The 16,329-nt window shown below is 61.2% G+C and carries 15 protein-coding genes and 1 tRNA gene; 10 read left to right on the top strand and 6 right to left on the bottom strand.

Annotation, left to right across the window (positions count from 1 at the left end; genetic code table 11):
* Positions 1 to 7: 7 nt before the first annotated feature.
* Positions 8 to 454, bottom strand: a complete 447-nt coding sequence (locus AB4059_RS14420; RefSeq protein WP_498979812.1) for a very short patch repair endonuclease — start codon at positions 452 to 454, stop codon at positions 8 to 10.
* Positions 455 to 538: 84 nt separating this feature from the next.
* Here AB4059_RS14420 and AB4059_RS14415 point away from each other — a divergent pair, with 84 nt between their 5' ends.
* Positions 539 to 1,834 carry a DNA double-strand break repair nuclease NurA gene (locus AB4059_RS14415; protein WP_498979810.1) on the top strand — a complete coding sequence of 432 codons (1,296 nt, stop codon included), beginning with the start codon at positions 539 to 541 and terminating at the stop codon, positions 1,832 to 1,834.
* A 14-nt stretch (positions 1,835 to 1,848) separates the two neighbouring features.
* Positions 1,849 to 3,687 carry an ATP-binding protein gene (locus AB4059_RS14410; RefSeq protein ID WP_498979808.1) on the top strand — a complete coding sequence of 613 codons (1,839 nt, stop codon included), beginning with the start codon at positions 1,849 to 1,851 and terminating at the stop codon, positions 3,685 to 3,687.
* On the opposite strand, the gene AB4059_RS14405 is transcribed toward AB4059_RS14410, so the two are convergent.
* Positions 3,684 to 5,741, bottom strand: coding sequence for an AIPR family protein (locus tag AB4059_RS14405; RefSeq protein WP_498979806.1), 2,058 nt, complete (start codon positions 5,739 to 5,741; stop codon positions 3,684 to 3,686). The two genes, AB4059_RS14410 and AB4059_RS14405, sit on opposite strands and share 4 nt — an antisense overlap.
* A gap of 194 nt (positions 5,742 to 5,935) precedes the next feature.
* Here AB4059_RS14405 and AB4059_RS14400 point away from each other — a divergent pair, with 194 nt between their 5' ends.
* From AB4059_RS14400 to AB4059_RS14385, 4 genes are all read left to right on the top strand, one after another.
* On the top strand, positions 5,936 to 6,172 hold the full coding sequence (locus AB4059_RS14400; protein ID WP_498979804.1) for a helix-turn-helix domain-containing protein: 237 nt from the start codon (positions 5,936 to 5,938) through the stop codon (positions 6,170 to 6,172).
* Between the two features lie 150 nt (positions 6,173 to 6,322).
* The gene (locus tag AB4059_RS14395) at positions 6,323 to 6,550 is read left to right on the top strand and encodes a hypothetical protein (protein ID WP_498979803.1); all 228 of its coding nucleotides are present in this window, start codon (positions 6,323 to 6,325) and stop codon (positions 6,548 to 6,550) included.
* Positions 6,551 to 6,996: 446 nt separating this feature from the next.
* Positions 6,997 to 7,533 (top strand): DUF6630 family protein, encoded by a 537-nt coding sequence (locus AB4059_RS14390; protein ID WP_498979802.1) that lies wholly within the window; start codon positions 6,997 to 6,999, stop codon positions 7,531 to 7,533.
* Positions 7,534 to 7,551: 18 nt separating this feature from the next.
* The gene (locus AB4059_RS14385; protein ID WP_498979801.1) at positions 7,552 to 7,929 is read left to right on the top strand and encodes a nuclear transport factor 2 family protein; all 378 of its coding nucleotides are present in this window, start codon (positions 7,552 to 7,554) and stop codon (positions 7,927 to 7,929) included.
* Here the strand turns inward: AB4059_RS14385 and AB4059_RS14380 are convergent, their stop codons facing one another.
* On the bottom strand, positions 7,930 to 8,355 hold the full coding sequence (locus AB4059_RS14380) for a hypothetical protein (RefSeq protein ID WP_498979799.1): 426 nt from the start codon (positions 8,353 to 8,355) through the stop codon (positions 7,930 to 7,932).
* A gap of 111 nt (positions 8,356 to 8,466) precedes the next feature.
* Positions 8,467 to 9,249 carry a hypothetical protein gene (locus AB4059_RS14375; protein ID WP_498979798.1) on the bottom strand — a complete coding sequence of 261 codons (783 nt, stop codon included), beginning with the start codon at positions 9,247 to 9,249 and terminating at the stop codon, positions 8,467 to 8,469.
* 121 nt (positions 9,250 to 9,370) lie between these two features.
* Here AB4059_RS14375 and AB4059_RS14370 point away from each other — a divergent pair, with 121 nt between their 5' ends.
* The 3 genes from AB4059_RS14370 to AB4059_RS14360 all read left to right on the top strand — a co-directional run bounded on the left by AB4059_RS14370 (position 9,371) and on the right by AB4059_RS14360 (position 11,328).
* On the top strand, positions 9,371 to 10,546 hold the full coding sequence (locus AB4059_RS14370) for a hypothetical protein (protein ID WP_498979797.1): 1,176 nt from the start codon (positions 9,371 to 9,373) through the stop codon (positions 10,544 to 10,546).
* A 28-nt stretch (positions 10,547 to 10,574) separates the two neighbouring features.
* On the top strand, positions 10,575 to 11,006 hold the full coding sequence (locus AB4059_RS14365) for a hypothetical protein (RefSeq protein ID WP_498979796.1): 432 nt from the start codon (positions 10,575 to 10,577) through the stop codon (positions 11,004 to 11,006).
* Positions 11,007 to 11,254: 248 nt separating this feature from the next.
* A tRNA-Ala gene (locus AB4059_RS14360) sits at positions 11,255 to 11,328 on the top strand.
* Between the two features lie 266 nt (positions 11,329 to 11,594).
* On the opposite strand, the gene aceE is transcribed toward AB4059_RS14360, so the two are convergent.
* The gene (aceE, locus tag AB4059_RS14355; protein ID WP_498979795.1) at positions 11,595 to 14,282 is read right to left on the bottom strand and encodes a pyruvate dehydrogenase (acetyl-transferring), homodimeric type; all 2,688 of its coding nucleotides are present in this window, start codon (positions 14,280 to 14,282) and stop codon (positions 11,595 to 11,597) included.
* A gap of 117 nt (positions 14,283 to 14,399) precedes the next feature.
* On the opposite strand from aceE, the gene AB4059_RS14350 reads away from it, so the two are divergent.
* Positions 14,400 to 15,371, top strand: a complete 972-nt coding sequence (locus AB4059_RS14350) for a glycosyltransferase (protein ID WP_498979793.1) — start codon at positions 14,400 to 14,402, stop codon at positions 15,369 to 15,371.
* Here the strand turns inward: AB4059_RS14350 and AB4059_RS14345 are convergent.
* Positions 15,364 to 16,035 carry a glycosyltransferase family 2 protein gene (locus AB4059_RS14345; RefSeq protein ID WP_498979792.1) on the bottom strand — a complete coding sequence of 224 codons (672 nt, stop codon included), beginning with the start codon at positions 16,033 to 16,035 and terminating at the stop codon, positions 15,364 to 15,366. The genes AB4059_RS14350 and AB4059_RS14345 overlap by 8 nt on opposite strands.
* Between the last annotated feature and the right edge of the window lie 294 nt (positions 16,036 to 16,329).

Raw genomic sequence — 16,329 nt, 5'->3', positions numbered from 1 at the left:
ATTCAAGCTATAGGGCAAGCACTTCCGCAATTCTGGCCGCGCAGCCCTCGGGGTCGTCTCGCAACTGGTGCTCCCAGATTCGTATTACCTTCCAACCCGCCCGTCGCAAGCGCTGATGATTACGGCGGTCCCGTTTTCGGGTGGCATCAATTTTAGCCTCCCATTGAGCCGAGAGTTTGAGCCTCCACTCGCTGAAGTGCCATCCGTGCCAAAAATCGCCATCGACAAAAATGCACGTCTGAGAATCGTCAATCACGAAATCAGGGCACCCCGGCAGTTGCCGGTCATGAGATCGGTATTGAACTCCCAGGCTTTTGAGCATCTGTTGAACGTGAATCTCTGGCTTTGTGCCTTTTGCCCTAATACGGCTCATTACCGCGCTTCGCGTCGCAGGGCTCAAAAAGTCGCCCCGATGTTGTCGTTGCTTGCTGTCGGGCACAGCCTTGTTGACCATAAGTAACTTCTCGAACCTGATCTGTTGAAACGCGGCTTCTGAGAGTATGGTTGCTGCCTAGCTAGTCCGAACTGGGGGGCGGAGTTGGCAGATCACGGCGTACGCGATCGAATCGAAGCTCGCATCAGTCAGGGCGAGTTCCTGACGGGGATGCTGCGCGCGGTAAGCGAACAATCTGATGAAGTCCAAAGTGACTTCGTCGAGCAACTGTCCAAGATCGCAGAGGGCGTCCGCTCACTGCTGGTAGACAACGGGTTTGTTCAGCGTTCGGTCTATTCGCCGTCTTCATTCTGGCCCGCTCAGCGAGGCAAGGCCTACGCGTTCGTAGACGGCGGCGTGGCGTCAATTGACCTCCCATCTGCGGCGCCGATAGGAATTCGCGTCGGCTCCTACGTCGTTCGACCAGGCGAACGCGATCTGGAGAAGCGAGAGCGTTTCACGGTCGAGCTATCTCTCATTGACGACCTTTTTAGCCCTTCGGGCCAAACATACGACGACGCCTTTGACGACTTGCCAAAACTAAGAGATGCGGCCCGCATAATCTCTGAGCTTGCCGTTGGACTTTCTTTGTCGCGCAACACCGGGGGCGACGGAATCGATGCTGTCCTACTACACGGACCGCTGGTCAACCCTGTTTCACCCTATGGCCTTGCCAAGTTTCCATCCTTTGGCGCAAGCGCTGCCGCAACTCTAATTGGAGATTCGGACTGGAAAGGCTCGTCCCACGATCGCCAGTTCGTGGCGCTATATCTTGAGGTCCTAAAACGGACACAGGCGAGCGGGACGCCGGTAATTGGGGTTGTCGAGCGCTCAGTCGGTCAATTTCCTGTCTTATTGCATCGAGTGCTTGAAAGCCTGGTGCAGGCGGGGACGCTTCCAAAGATCAAAATGGATCGGCTCCTTACGCAGCTGCAAAGTTACGGGTTCAACGACTCGTCACTCCTGGACGTGGTGCTCGCCGAGGGCGAGTACATTCGTCCCATTCCGATTTGTCGCCAGGGCCCAAGAAACAAGTGGCCCAACGATTGGGCGGATGAGATTGACACCTACCCCAAATCATTGACCACTTATTTGAAGCCATCTCCGTCTGTCTTGCCCGTGCGCGTCGAGGCGTTTGAGGGCAACTCCAAGATGACTGATCTAATCGAACTAGTTCTTCACACCAGTCGTCTCTTACCCTCCTACGGGTTCCCCGTTGGTTTGGACATTGTCGATCGCTTCGCCAAGGTTCCTGCATGGATGACCAGAAGCATCAAAGGTCAGCACCAAGTTGTACTACTTCGACGCGCCATTGAAAGTGGCGACTTGAGAGCGATCGAGTTCGCCAAGCGCGTGCTTTCAGCGAAGCGCCGCGACTGGTTCTTTCGGCCCTCTGCTTGACTTAGGAGATATGAATGTCTTTGCCGCATCAACCAACGTGGCCCCGCATCGGCACTGTCGTCGGCGATGCGTCCACGGGCACATATACCTTCGTTCTAAAAAGCCTCGAGGCGAAGCTTGGCGACATCGTGGCCACTCGCGTCGAGGTTCCGAGCGCCACGCGCGGTACGCGCGTACAAGCACTCGTGTGGGGCCGAATCACTTCGATAGATCGATTTAACCCATTTTTTCCTGCGGAAGCTGCGCAGGAACTCGCGAACGAAAGCATTGATCTTCTCGATACCGTACTTTCGGGCAGCAGAGACCACCTAGAAGCGACCGTCTTGGTACTCGGAGCGACTGCGAGTGACGACGCTTCGTCTGCTCAATTGTCCCCATTAACATACCCCGTCAAACCTTCTGCAGAGGTCCTTTACCCGCCGGCCGTCGCCGTGCGTAGCTTGCTGACCGGGGAGGACGAAACCAACACGCCGCCTCCGGCACAGCTAGTTGTTGGAACATTGATCGCCCGCGGCGATGTTCAAGTAGCTCTTCGCGCGAAGGACATTGTGTCGAGGCACTTGGCGATCCTCGCTATGACTGGCGGCGGCAAGACGGTCGCAGCGCGACGCATTATTAGGGAGCTTATTCAGCTCAAGTATCCGCTGGTTATTTTTGATCCGCACGGCGATTATCTGGGACTCTTTGAAAAACGAGCGCTCTTCCCCGAAACGCGAATTCAATGTTTGTATCCTGTGATTCGAGTGCGGGGCGGCAACTTGGATGTGATTTCAGACCTCATCGACAAAATGGGTCGACACCTGAGTGAGGCCCAACAGCAGTTTTACCTGCATTTGCTCAACAACACTGATCATAGGGATGGCGAAACCGCGGCGGATTTCATCCTAAAGATGATTTCTCACGCCGGGAGCATCTCCAGAAAGAAGATCATGTCCAAGTCGAAGAAGGCCGATAAGGGGGCCGATCCTGGGCACGATGATGCTCACTCCGATATCTCGGAGATACGCACGGGTACGATCAACGCGGTTAAGCGCTCACTTGCATTTGTGCTGGCGAACCTTCGTCAGATGGAGCAAAACAACAAGCGTTTGCGAGACAAGTTCCCAGCTTACGAATGGAAGGAGATGCCTGATCCGTCGGATTCGCCCGAGGACATCGTAGCGAAGGGCCTCGTATCCATTTTCTACCTGGCAGGCTACGACCACTTAAATCAGTCTGCCATTGTCAGTTTGGTTCTAGAGTCGCTTTTTGAACACAGATCAACCCTTTCGGATCGAATCCCACCATTTCAAGCGGTTATTGAGGAGGCCCACAACTTTATTCCAAGCCGTCAAGAGGGCGCGAGCGAAACTCCTTCGCTAACGACCATCCGCAAAGTTATTACAGAGGGACGCAAGTTCGGTACGGGCCTCGTACTGATTTCTCAGCGACCTTCAAGACTTGATGAGACGACACTCGCTCAGTGCAACAGCTTTCTGGTACTTCGACTAGTCAATCCGAAGGACAAGTCCTTTGTGCGATCCGTTATGGAGAACCTATCAGAAGCTGATGCCAACATCCTGCAGGCTTTTGGCAGAGGGCAAGGGATCGTGTCTGGCCAGGCGGTTCGGTTTCCGCTCTTGGTGCAGGTGAACTTTGACGACGACTTGGTCAGTAACGTTATTGGAGATGAAGACTTCATCGAAGAGGTTAACCGTTGGTCACCGAACCCCGTCAGAAGTACCAACAAATCGGCCGTGGATAGGATTCTCGAATCGACCGACAGGGCGGCCGCAGCGCCACAGAAGAAGGACCGCGACGCGCGGCAAAAGCGTCGCAGCCGTCGCGGAGCCATTCAACCAAAGATTGACTAAGTTGCGACGTTGGCGATCGCTCCAGCTGCACTGGCGGCCCTTATGACCCGAGCGCCGCGAATCGCCTGTTTAATCGAGGGGCGATGAATCCAGCCGTTGATCGCGTAGCCGCTAAGCGTATGCGCGACGCTCCGATCGTAGTTCTCTATGGCTCCATTATTTACGATCCACGCCATAACTTGCATCCACTGCGCTCCATCGAGGGCCATGCATAGCTTCACGAGCTCGTCCTCAGAGTTATCGTCGGCCGTTTCGACACTGACTTCCTCATCAGCACCCACGGATTCATCAACGAGTTCTGGCGGTAATTCAGCGGGCGTGACGAGTTCCAGCTTTTTTAGCTCCTCCCAGCAATCGTCTTTCTTACACCACTCAGTAACGTTGCGGCTACCGGCGCTTTGGACTATCGCCTTGTGAATTTCTGGGGCCCATAAACCGAACAGCGAGTGCATTTCGCTTGAGATTTCCTGTAGCTCCCAGATGAACTCAAAGTTGAGAGTCGCTTCGAATTTTCTGGCGAACAGAGCGATCATATACGTCACGACGTTTGCACCGTACGACTGAAGCTTTGCGCGTCGCACGCTTGTCTGTGAAGCCTTGTAGAGCAAGGCTTTTACGATCGTCTGCCGAAAGAATTCGCGGTCAGGCTGCCATCCCTCCCCCAATCGATCACGCAGGCCAAACATGAAGGTCGCGTAGTTCTTTTGAGCTCCGCGACTGACGGTTTGCGGCTGACCCCACCAAGACATCAGATACTTGGCGATGTCTGTCTTACCAAAGTGCTGGGAGCGCGGGAAGGTTCGATCAAATTCACGCTTGCGTGCCGGTGTCGTGCCCTGAAGAGCGCGAGCCATCTGATAGGAGCCACGAGCGCGCTCGTAAAACCAACGACTCTCTTCGCCTGGCGTCCAAACCGTCTCAGAAAGAGACTCAAATTGCTGGTGAAACTGGTCACTCGCTGAAAGGTCTGCAACTTGAATAGGGTTCTGCGTATTGGCATAGCGCGCAATGAGGGGCACGAACTCCGAGAGATCGTCAGCAGGAACGAGTGTCAACTTCATTGAAACAGCAACTTGGTCAACCGATAGCCTGTCCACCTTCTTCGCCCGGTGGATCGACGCAGTTGTTTGAGCGCCGTTGACGATCTGAAGGCCACGAACCCTTCGAATAACGGTCTCGCCGTTCAATGAACCCGCCTCGATTACATCGGCCGTGGCGGTCAGGCCATTGTTGTACGCAAGGAATCGATCCGGCTGGTCTTTGATTGTTCGTTGAATGCCTCGATTTACGGCACCTTTCGCCTGTAAGAACGAGCGCACGTTGAACTCAAAGAGCCTAGGGCCATACTGCTCGAATAAGTCATAGATGAGGTTGCCCGGAAGCACCGTCAGAAACGTTTCGTACTCTGCAGGCTTCGGCTTCATTTCGAGACATGAAAGTGGCCTGCCCAAAATCTTCACAAAGTCGATATCGATCTGGTCCCGGGTGACTTCTTCGCCGCGAACTCGGTACAGCCGCTCGATATCCCAAATCTCAGTAATCGCTATCTTCTTTTGGAACTCGACGTCCGTAGTCGATCGGTCACGAACGTTCGACGCGGTGAAAACATGAACCCGTACCTCTTCGATTTCATTTGCTTGTTGGTGTATGCGCGTGGCAGCTTCTAGCGCAGCTGGATTTGCCATGAAGCGGTCTAGATCACCTCGCACGCAAGCGGCAAAAAAACGCAAGGCTGAACTGGCGAGCTTTGTAAGTTCTTTGCTGGAGGCGGTTGAGTCATCGAGCCGACTTGTAGCCGTGAGAAGTTCGAGTGTGGTTGATTCGTCCTGAAGGCTATAAGCGATGACGCGACAAGAATTTCTTCCACCCAACTCTTCAAAGGGGCATGCATCGTGCCCAGTGACGACGCCTGCCTCCTCGAGGTAGGCCACCATGGTTTCAGTTAAGGCGCTCGCTGTCGCCAAATTACCTGTCACATCTTGCTCGCTGATGCGCTCTTCCGCTTCCGCCCTAATTGCCTTGGCAAACTCTGCGATTAGCTGTTCTTCGAGCACTTTCCGTTTCCCCTTTCGAAAATCACCGGATTGCTTCGCCTAGTGCGAAGCAATCCGCCCCTGCGCCATGTTGTAACGCAGGATTCAAAGTGTCGAGGTCGTTACTTCTGGTAGCGCTCCTGGCCTACCGCGTTTTGCCAAATGTGACTGATAGTCCATAGCCTCTTAGTCGACAGAATCCTAGCCTCCGCGTGATGGATCTCGCCGCCTACTTCGGAGCCGCCGTGCGTAAGCACCGCGAGCTCTTACGAATCAGCCAAGACGAACTGGCCGACCGCTCGGGCTTAGATCGAACCTACATCAGTGGGGTTGAGCGCGGGGTTCGAAATCCAACGCTTCAGGTGATGCAACGCTTAGCTGAAGCGCTCGGCGCAGATTTGGATGTCCTTTTTGCGACGGCGCGTTCGTGCGGATCGGATAAGACCGCATAGCTTCATGACTCGGTGAGAGCAGGTCAGCATCGGGTGCATCAGGAAATCGACCGGCGACATTTCTCGACTTCGCGAGAATGCCGACAGCTTATTGCCTTGTGTTGCGTCCTGTGACTTATCGTCTACAGACGCAGCCACAGGAGCATGTCCATGTCGGATGTCCGTAAACAGTTCGTCCTCTCCCTCAACTCGCGCAACCGCTGGCGCTGGTTCCTCTTCGACGAAGGCCTCAAGCCCGTCGCCGGCAGCTTCGGCACCTACCGCTCCTACGACGAGTGCGTCGCAAGCACGCGCCAGGCCATCGGCGTCGCGCAGGACGCCGCCATCTGGGACGCGGAGCATCAACGCTGGGATGAAAGCGCGCGCGTTCGCGCTTGAAGGCGTTGTTCGTCCTTCGACATCCGTTGAAAGCATGTCAGTTGGGAAATTTCGTCCTTCGAGATGCTCGCGAGGTATGTCGAGATCCATTCGAGGTATGTCAGTTGGGAAAATTCCTGCTTCGACATGCGTTCGAAGCATGTCAGTTGGCAAAATTCCTCCTCCAAAGCACGTTCGAAGTGCTTCATTGGGGAAAATTCCGCCTTCGAAGCACGTTTGAAGGGTTTCGACGGGGAAAATTCTGCCTACGAAGCACGTTTGAAGTCCTTCGTTGGGGAAAATTCCGGCAATGGAGCACGTTCGAAGTCCTCCATTCGGGAAAATTCCTCCTTCAAAGCGCCTTCGAGGTGCTTCGATTCCCTCGGTGACCCTCTCCCCCACCCTCTGCCGGAGGGAGAGGGGCTCAGCCCTCCCCGCCTCCACGCCCCAGGCGTACCCTTCCGCTCATGCTCCCCGACTTCGACAACTTCGACCCCGACGACAACTTCTCCGCGTCCTTCTCCCCCTCGTCCGAACTCGACGAGGACGCTGCGCTCGAGGCCGTCGCCTGGCAGCTGCTCCTCCTGATCAATCCGGGGGACGAGGATTCGGCGCAGCTGCAGTTTTCCGAGATCCGCGATGCGCTCGCCTCCGGGGCGGAGCCCATCGACGCCATCCGCGATGCGATCGACTGGAAGGCGGGGTTCTTCCTGCCCGAGGACGATGCGGGCGGGGTGGTCGAGGCGATCGACGAGCTCGCGGCGCGGGTCGGGGTACGGGTGGATTGGGACCTGGACGACGAGGCGGACGACGCGCTCGCCGATGCGGATGTCGGGTCGCTGCTCTCGCGGGCGGCGGTGCAGTTGCGGGAGCGGGGTTACTCGCTGTGGTCGTGGGAGGGCGGCAGCGAGCATGTCGCGGGGTGGATCGCGGCGCGGTCGGACGACGAGGCGGTGCCGGCCGTGGCCGGTGCGCTGGGGTTCCACGTTCGCGCTGTCATCTGATCTGTGGAGAACGTCGCCATGTCCGATGCGGAGACGGCGCTGCCCGCCCTGGAGGCGGCGTGGATGTCCGCGTGGCTGCGCAAGGATCGCGCGGTGTGCGAGGCGATCCTCGCCGACGACTTCCTGCTCACCAGCGCGCGCGGTGTGTTGATGCCGAAGGCGGCGTGGCTTGAGGGGGCGATGGGGCCGATTTCGGGGACGGCGTTCGAGTGGCTCGAGCTGCGCGTGCGTCCGTTGGGCGAGGACGTGGCCATCGTGCATGGGCGGTCGCGTCAGGAGGCGACCGTCGGCGGGCTCGATTGGAGTGGCGTGTTTCTCGTCACCGATGTCTGGATGCGGCGCGATGGGGCGTGGCGCGTGGTGTCGCGGCACGGGACCGGGCCGCTGGCCGATTGATCAGCAATCCCCGCCGGCCTGCACCCATCCGTTGTCCACGCGCTTCATGCGCTGGCCGTTGATGCAGCGTTCGTTTTCCGACGGTCGCTCGGCCGCCTGTGCGCGAGCGCGGTTGTCCTGGCGGAGTTTCTGCTGGACCTTGAGGGTTTGTTCGCGCACGGCGCGGGCGGCGGCGTCGCGGGATTCGGCTTCGGCCATGAAGGTCGACGTCGGCGTGGCGGCTTTCGCGACGGTGGCCGGTGTCGGCGGCGGCAACGGGACCGGTTGCACGACGGTGCTCACGGCGGGCGCCGGCGTCGCCTGACTTTCCGGTTTGATCGGCAGGTGGCCTTTCCAGTATTGGAGGCCGACATACGCCAGCACGGCGACGGCGACGAGCGCGAGCGTCCAACGCAATCCACGGTTCTTCTTACGGCGGCGCCGCATGCCCCTGTCTCCGAAACTGGTGACTGACCCCTCCGCGGAGCATAGCGGGCCGGGTGGCGGGAAACGTGTTGCGGTGCAATGTTTGGGCGCTTGGTCCGATGGGTGGAGCAGTCACGGGGTTTGCGGAATCAGGCTGAGGTCGCTGCGGTAACTCCAGATCTCCGACTGCACGTCCTCCACCGACGCCGCATACCCTTCCAGCAATTGCTGTCGCACCGTCGGGTCTTCCACCGACGCGAGCACGCCTTCGAGTCCGCCGCGGCCTTCGTCGAAACTCGCCCAGCCATCGCGCGAGACGATCAGCATGTAACCCGGGGTCGGCGTGCCGCCCATGCCTTCGTACCAGGTGAACGACGACTTGGGTTTCGTCGTATCGAGTGCGACGCGCATGCGTTTGACGATTTTTTCGAAGCGCTCGCTGCGGCCGATGCGCACCTTGTACGTGTAGACCTGCACCATGTGCGTGGGTTGCCACTGTTCGAGCGGCGTGCCGTTGCTGAGGTCGCGGCGCACGCGGTAGACCGTGCGATCGATCGGTTCGCCATAGGGAAGGAAGGTGCGGTCGGCGTCCTTGCCGTCTTCGGCGGGTGCGACGCGATTGTCGAGCGCCGCGAACGGGGCGCCGAAGGTGCCGTCGATGAACATGCCCATCCGCGGCCCGTGCGTGACGTACCAGCCGTACCAGACCAGCGGATCGTCGTGCGTGCGATGCCAATCGAGATGGCGTTTGTAGCCGGCGTCGAACTGCGACTCCATGCCGGGCTTCGGGCGATAGCCGAAGAGGTGGGTGGCGTCGCCGGTGTCGCGGAGGGAGGGGTCGGCTGCGAGGGTGGGAAGCGCGGCGCAGGCGATCGCGAGGGTGGCGATGGCCTGGTGCAAACGGAGACGCGGCATGTGATGGGGGCACGTGTCGACGGGGGAATGTCCAGTGTATCGCCGCGTATGTGGCCGGGACTGGAACGAGAAAGGGGCCAATCTGTCGCACAATCGGCCCGTGCCCATCCGGAATGCCCCCATGGCGATCGCGAAGTGGCTGTCCTTGCTGGCGCTCGTGCCGGCGGTTTCGCTCGCGGTGGAGGAGACGACCGCGCCGCCTGCGCTCGAGGATTACGTCGCCCATTGCGACACCGCGGGGCGCACGGTCTGGAATGTTTCGCTCTGCGCGCCGGTGGTGCTGGTGGCCCAGGACGGCACGATCATCTGGACGAGCATCACCGCTTCATCGGCGCCCTTGCCGTCGACGCGCGCGAATACCTCCGTCGACTGGGGCGGCCGCAAGTGGGTGATGTTGCTCGCGCCTTTGCCCGATGGCGATGCGGCCATGCGTCGCCTCGTGTATCACGAGTCCTTCCATGTGCAGCAGGCCGCGCTCGGTTTTCCGGAGAACATGGCGGTCGCCGCGCATCTGGAATCGGAGCAGGCGCGCGTGTCGATGCGCCTGGAGTGGAAGGCGCTCGAGCGCGCGCTGACGACCACCGGTTCCGAACGCAAGCGGCACGTCGCGCAGGCCCTCGCCTTTCGGCAGCAACGCCTGTCCGATGCCACCGCGCGCAACGACGAACGCGCGCAGATGCGCCACGAAGGCCTGGCCGAATACACGGGCACGGTGTTGTCGGGCGATGGGAAGGCGCTGGCCATCGACAGCCTGCAACACGGCAACGACCGGCCGTCGTACGCGCGCAGCTTCGCGTATGTGAGTGGTCCGGCGTGGGGCTTGTTGCTCGACTCACTCGCGCCGAACTGGAAGACGACGATCGCGAAGACGCCCGACGCCGACCTGCCCGACCTGATCCCGATCAAGACCTCGCGCAAGCCGATGCCCGCCGCCTACGACGGCGTCGCCATCGCGCACGAGGAAGCCGACCGCGCCACGCACCTCAAGCGGATCATCGACGAGGCCACGCAACGCACGTCGGAGGCCAACGGCCTGCACCTGCCGCTGGCGAAGATCCAGCTCGACTTCGACCCCAACCGCGTCACGCCGATGCCCGACGGGTCGCAGGTCTACGACAAGATCACGCTGACCAGCGACTGGGGCACGGTGCGGGTGGAGGGCGCGCCGCTGCGCATCGTCAAGGACTGGAACGCGGCGTACGTGCCCTGGCCCGTGCCGGATAAAATGACGCTGAAGCTGGACGACGGGTGGAAGATCCAGCGCGGCGCCGATGGCAGGATGTCGGTCACGCGCTAACGTGTTTGCATCACCAAGGGGCCGGACCATGCAACAGAAGCCACGCGCACTCGCGCTCGTGTTGGCCACGCTCGCGGGCGCCGCAGTTCCGACGCTCGCCGTGTGTTCGCTGATGTTGTTCTTCCGCGAAGAAGACGGCTGGATCACGTGGGTTGGGTACGTGGCCGCGCTGACGTTCGGCATCGCGCTCGTGCACCTGGCGGTTCTGGGACTGCCGGCGGTGGCCTGGTTGTTCGCGAAGCAGAAGTTCCGCGCGTGGCCGATGATGGCCGTGGGCGCGATCGTCGCGATGGTGCCGGTGTCGTTGCTCGCGTTGCCCGGTGCGCCGTGGGGCGACCAGGGCGATACGTGGGGCGATTGGTTCGAGGTGCTGTTGGTGTTCGCGCCGATCGGGGCGTTGAGTGCGCTGGCGTTTTATTACGTTTGTCGGGCGATGACGAAGGGGCCTGCGGCCGCGTAAACAAAAAAGAGGCCAACCTTTCAGTTGGCCTCTTGGGTAGCTCAGTCGGCCTTGCGGCCGCACAGTCTTCGCAAGACGGGGTGATGGTCGTCCTCCCCGCGTCTGCTTGTCAAGCTCGTCAACCTCCCGCAGGCGATTGCGGGCTGCACTTCGTGCATTTTGCTCTCTGTCCAAACGACGCTTCCGTACATACGTCCAAGTCCTTCATGGCGCGAGTGGCGCTCGCTACTTTGGGGCTGCGACGAATTGGCCCGGTAGCTCAATTGGATAGAGCGTAGTCTTCGCAAGACAGTGGTTGTGGGTTCGAGTCCCACCCGGGCCTTTTTCCGCGAGCGTCGCAACAACAGGGATAGCAACCTTGGGAGGGTGCCTTGAAGGCGCCCTTTTTGTTGCCGATTTTGCGGGCCCTGCAATTGCAGGATTCGAAGAAGTGCGCTTCACGCCACATCCAAGGCTCATGCCGATTTGGCTGTTCTTACTTCGAACGCGGTTTCGCGCCGAGGATTTTCGATAGATTGGGTTCGTCTTTTTTCCGATGAGACTCGACCAAAAAGAAAGGCGCCTTCCGGCGCCCTTCTTTCAATCCTATCAAGCGTGCAACGGATTCCCCCGCTCCACATCGATCTTGTACAACTTGATCGCGCGCGCGACATCCTTCCCGGCCATCTTCCCTTCCGCCGCAAGCGCCGCAATCGCCGCATGCGCGATGTAGAAGCGATCCACTTCGAAGTGGCGACGCAGGTTCGCGCGCGTGTCCGAACGGCCGAAGCCGTCGGTGCCGAGCACGGTGTAATGCATCGGCACGAAGCCGCGGATCTGCTCGGCGAAGGTGCGGATGTAATCGGTCGCCGCGATCGCCGGGCCCTGGCGGCCTTCCAGGCATTCGGCGACATACGCCTTGCGCGGCTTGTCTTCCGGATGCAGGCGGTTCCAACGCTCGACATCGAAGCCGTCGCGCGCGAGTTCGTTGAAGCTCGGGCAGCTCCAGATGTCGGCGGTGACGCCGAAGTCCTTGTCGAGCAATTCCGCCGCCGCGATCGCTTCGCGCAGGATGGTGCCGCTACCCATCAGTTGCACGCGCTGCTCGCCCTTCTTCGGCTTGCCGGCGTCGCGCAGCAGGTACATGCCCTTGATGATGCCGTCTTCGGCACCGGCGGGCATGTCGGGGTGTGCGTAGTTTTCGTTCATCAGCGTGAGATAGAAATACTCGTCGCGCTGTTCTTCCATCATGCGCTTCATGCCGTGCTGCAGGATCACCGCCACTTCGTAACCGAAGGTCGGGTCGTAGCTCTTGCAGTTCGGGATGACGCTCGCGAAGACCTGGCTGTGGCCGTCTTCGTGTTGCAGGCCTTCGCCGTTGAGCGTGGTGCGGCCGGCGGTGGCGCCGAGGAGGAAGCCGCGCGCGCGCATGTCCGCCGCCTGCCACGCGCTGTCGCCGATGCGCTGGAAGCCGAACATCGAGTAGTAGATGTAGAACGGCACCATCTGCAGATCGTTGGTGCTGTAGCTGGTGGCCGCGGCCAACCAACTGGAGAACGCGCCGCATTCGGTGATGCCTTCTTCCAGCACCTGGCCGGCGGAATCCTCGCGGTAATACATCAGCTGGTCGCGGTCGACCGGCTTGTACTTCTGCCCGTGCGGGGCGTAGATGCCCAGCTGGCGGAACATGCCCTCCATGCCGAAGGTGCGCGCCTCGTCCGCGACGAGCGGCACGCAGCGCGGGCCCACTTCCTTGTCGCGCAGGATGATCGACAGGCTCTGCACGAAGGCCATCGTCGTGCTGATTTCGCGGTCGCCGCTGCTCTTGAGCAAACGGTCGAACACTTCGAGCTTCGGCGCGGTCAGCGATTGCGTGGCCTTGCGACGACGCTGCGGCAAATGGCCGCCGAGCGCGCGGCGACGTTCCTGCAGGTATTCCACTTCCGGCGACTTCTCGCCCGGGTGGAAGAACGGCACGGCGCTGTCCTTCAGCTGGTCGTCGGTGACCGGGATGTTGAAGCGGTCGCGGAAGATGCGGACGGCTTCGTCGTCGAGCTTCTTGGTCTGGTGCGTCGGGTTGAGCGCTTCGCCCGCCGCGCCCATGCCGTAGCCCTTCACCGTCTTGGCGAGGATGACGGTCGGCATGCCCTTGGTCTTGGTGGCCTGGTCGTAGGCCGCGTAGACCTTGTGCGGATCGTGGCCGCCGCGGTTGAGGCGCCAGATGTCGTCGTCGGAGAGGTTGGCCACCATCGCGGCCGTCTCCGGGTACTTGCCGAAGAAATGCTCGCGCGTGTACGCGCCGCCGAAGGCCTTGCAGTTCTGGTACTCGCCGTCGACGGTTTCCATCATCAGCTTCTTGAGCACGCCATGCGTGTCTCGCGCCAGGAGCGGATCCCAGTAGCTGCCCCAGATGAGCTTGATGACGTTCCAGCCGGCGCCGCGGAAGCCGCCTTCGAGTTCCTGGATGATCTTGCCGTTGCCGCGCACCGGGCCGTCCAGGCGCTGCAGGTTGCAGTTGATGACGAAGACCAGGTTGTCGAGGCCTTCGCGGCCGGCGACGGAGATCGCGCCGAGCGATTCGGGCTCATCCGTCTCGCCGTCGCCGAGGAAGCACCACACCTTGCGGTCGGTCTTCGGCATCAGGCCGCGGCCTTCCAGGTACTTCCAGAAGCGCGCCTGGTAGATCGCCGAGATCGGGCCCAGGCCCATGCTGACCGTCGGCGTCTGCCAGTAGTCGGGCATCAGCCAGGGGTGCGGATAGGAGGAGATGCCGCGGCCGTCGACTTCCATGCGGAAGTTGTCGAGCTGCGATTCGGTGATGCGGCCTTCCAGGAAGCTGCGCGCGTAGATGCCCGGGGAGCTGTGGCCCTGGATGTAGAGCAGGTCGCCGGGGTGCTCGGCGCTGGGGCCGCGCCAGAAGTGGTTGAAGCCCACGTCGTACAGCGTGGCGGCCGAGGCGAAGGACGCGATGTGGCCGCCGAGGTCGCCGGGCTTGCGGTTGGCGCGCACGACCATCGCCAGCGCGTTCCAGCGGATGATCGAACGGATGCGCCATTCCATCGCCGCGTCGCCGGGCGACTTGGCTTCCAGCGCCGGCGGGATGGTGTTGATGTATTCGGTGGTCGGCGCGAAGGGCAGGTGCGCGCCCGCGCGGCGGGTGAGCTCGACCATGTTGTCGAGCAACTGGTGCGCGCGTTCGGGGCCGTCGTTGTCGATGACCGCCTTGAGCGCCTCGACCCATTCACGGGTCTCGGAAGGGTCCGGGTCGTTGAGGAGCAGATCGTTGAGCCAATTCATGGGGGTTCGAAACGGGTGCGGTTAGAGTCGGGATTCTAGCAGCGGGCCCGTGGATGCCACTTTTCGCTTTCCGGTGAAACTAACCGGCGGCAACGCCGACCCCGTAGGATCGCCGCCATGAACATCGTCCTGCCCCGCGTTTCCGTCGCCCTGTGTGTCCACAACGGGGCACGGTGGCTGCGCGAGCAGCTGGATTCGGTGCTGGCGCAGGAAGAGGTGTTGCTGGAAGTGGTGGCGCTGGATGATGTCTCCAGCGACGGCTCGCTCGCGATCCTGCGCGAGTACGCCGCGCGCGACCCGCGCATTCGCGTGGAGTTCAACGAAACCAACCTCGGCCACGTGCGCTCGTTCGAGAAGTGCATGGCGCTGTGCACGATGCCCCTGATCGCGCCCTGCGACCAGGACGATGTGTGGGAGCCGCGCAAGCTCGCCACGCTCGCGAAGCGCCTGCGCGATGCGGACCTGGTGTATTGCGATTCGGCGTACATCGATGCCGACGGGCGTTCGCTCGGCCGGCGCCTGTCGCAGGATCTGAACGTGATGTTGTCGGGCGGCGATGCGTTGCGCTTCGCCTTCGGCAACACGGTGTCGGGCCATGCCTTGCTGGTGCGGCGCGATGTGTTCGAAAGCGCGCGGCCGTTCCCGAGCCTGCTGTACCACGATTGGTGGTTGGCGCTGCGCGCGGCGTCGGGCAGTGGCGTGGTGTACGTCGATGAACCGCTCGTGCGTTTCCGGCGCCATGCCGATGCCGCCTCGCCGGCCGGCAAGAACGTCGCCGCGGGCGTGCGTCGCAAGCGCTCGTCGTCGCACAACAAACGGTGGCTCGCGCAGCAGGCGTATGTGTTCGAACAGCTCGGGTATGCCGATTGGTTTCCAAAGACGCTTGCGGCGCGCTGGTTGTTCGCGATGTTGGCCGCCGAAGACGGAAAGACCTGGCCGCTGGCGAAGGCGGTGTGGCGCGATCGTCGGTCGGTGCCGCCGCAGGCTGCGCCACGCATGATCGCGGCCGCGCGTTATTTCATTCGCGTGGCCAACAAGGTCCTGCGCGCCAAGCGCGAGCGCTCGTTCTACGGGCCCTTGTTCAAGTAAGCCCGACGGGGGTTTGCCACGCGGCGTTCAGGCGTTCGCGCTCGATGCGTTGCCGATGGCGGCCGAGCAATCGTGCAATGGTCGAGGCTTCGATGAGCCGCACCGGCACCGACGGCAACGCGCGATGCTTGAGGCCATGCAAGCCGATGCGCAATGCGAGGTCGGCCGTCGCGCAATCCAGGTCGCGGTAGGACGGATCGAAACCGCTGTCGCGCAGGAACACGTTGCGACGCACGGCGATGCAGCCCCACGCGATCGCAGCGCCGTCGTCGTCGTTGCGCTGCGGTGCAACGAGGCCGACGCCGTCTTCGCGCGCATGCGATGTCAGTTCGGTCAACCATCGCGCATCGAATCCCTGGCATCGGCTGTCGACGAGCACGACGATCTCGTTGGCGCTCGCATCGACCGCGCGATTGCATGCATCGGCGATCCCCGCATGCGCGGCGCTCGCCCATCGCACGCCGGTGAAGAGCGCATTGCGCAGCGGCGGCGCGCGCGTGGAGGCGACGACGACATCGAAGGGCGCGTGCTCGGTCTTTGCGCGCACGTGATGGAGGCATTGCTGCAGGCCCGACAGGCCGGCGCGGTCGACGATGACGATCGCCACTTCACGCGCAATCGGGCGTTCTGGCGCAGACTCCGCGCCCTGGAATGTGATGGCCATCGGGTTGCCGCGTACTGATGAGGAGGGTGCGAGCGACGCTATTGCGAAGCTGCTCCTGAATCGACGAGAAAATTCTCCAAATAGAGAAATGCGGGACGTTCCGTTGCAAACCCGCGGATTGGACGCGTCCGACCCCGTAGCCATCTGCCCCCGAGGCCAATGGGAAAGCGGTTTCAGCCGGCGCCGAATAAGTGAAACCTGAACGCCGTGCTGCTTTTCTCACCATTCGTGTCCGATCCACGTGGCAAGTCCACGTAACCTTTCACTCACCTGTCCAGGAAGTACCAGGCCCTC

Source organism: Lysobacter sp. 2RAF19, from assembly GCF_052115395.1.
GTDB lineage: Bacteria > Pseudomonadota > Gammaproteobacteria > Xanthomonadales > Xanthomonadaceae > Noviluteimonas.
This window is presented reverse-complemented; position numbering and strand designations above follow the sequence as displayed.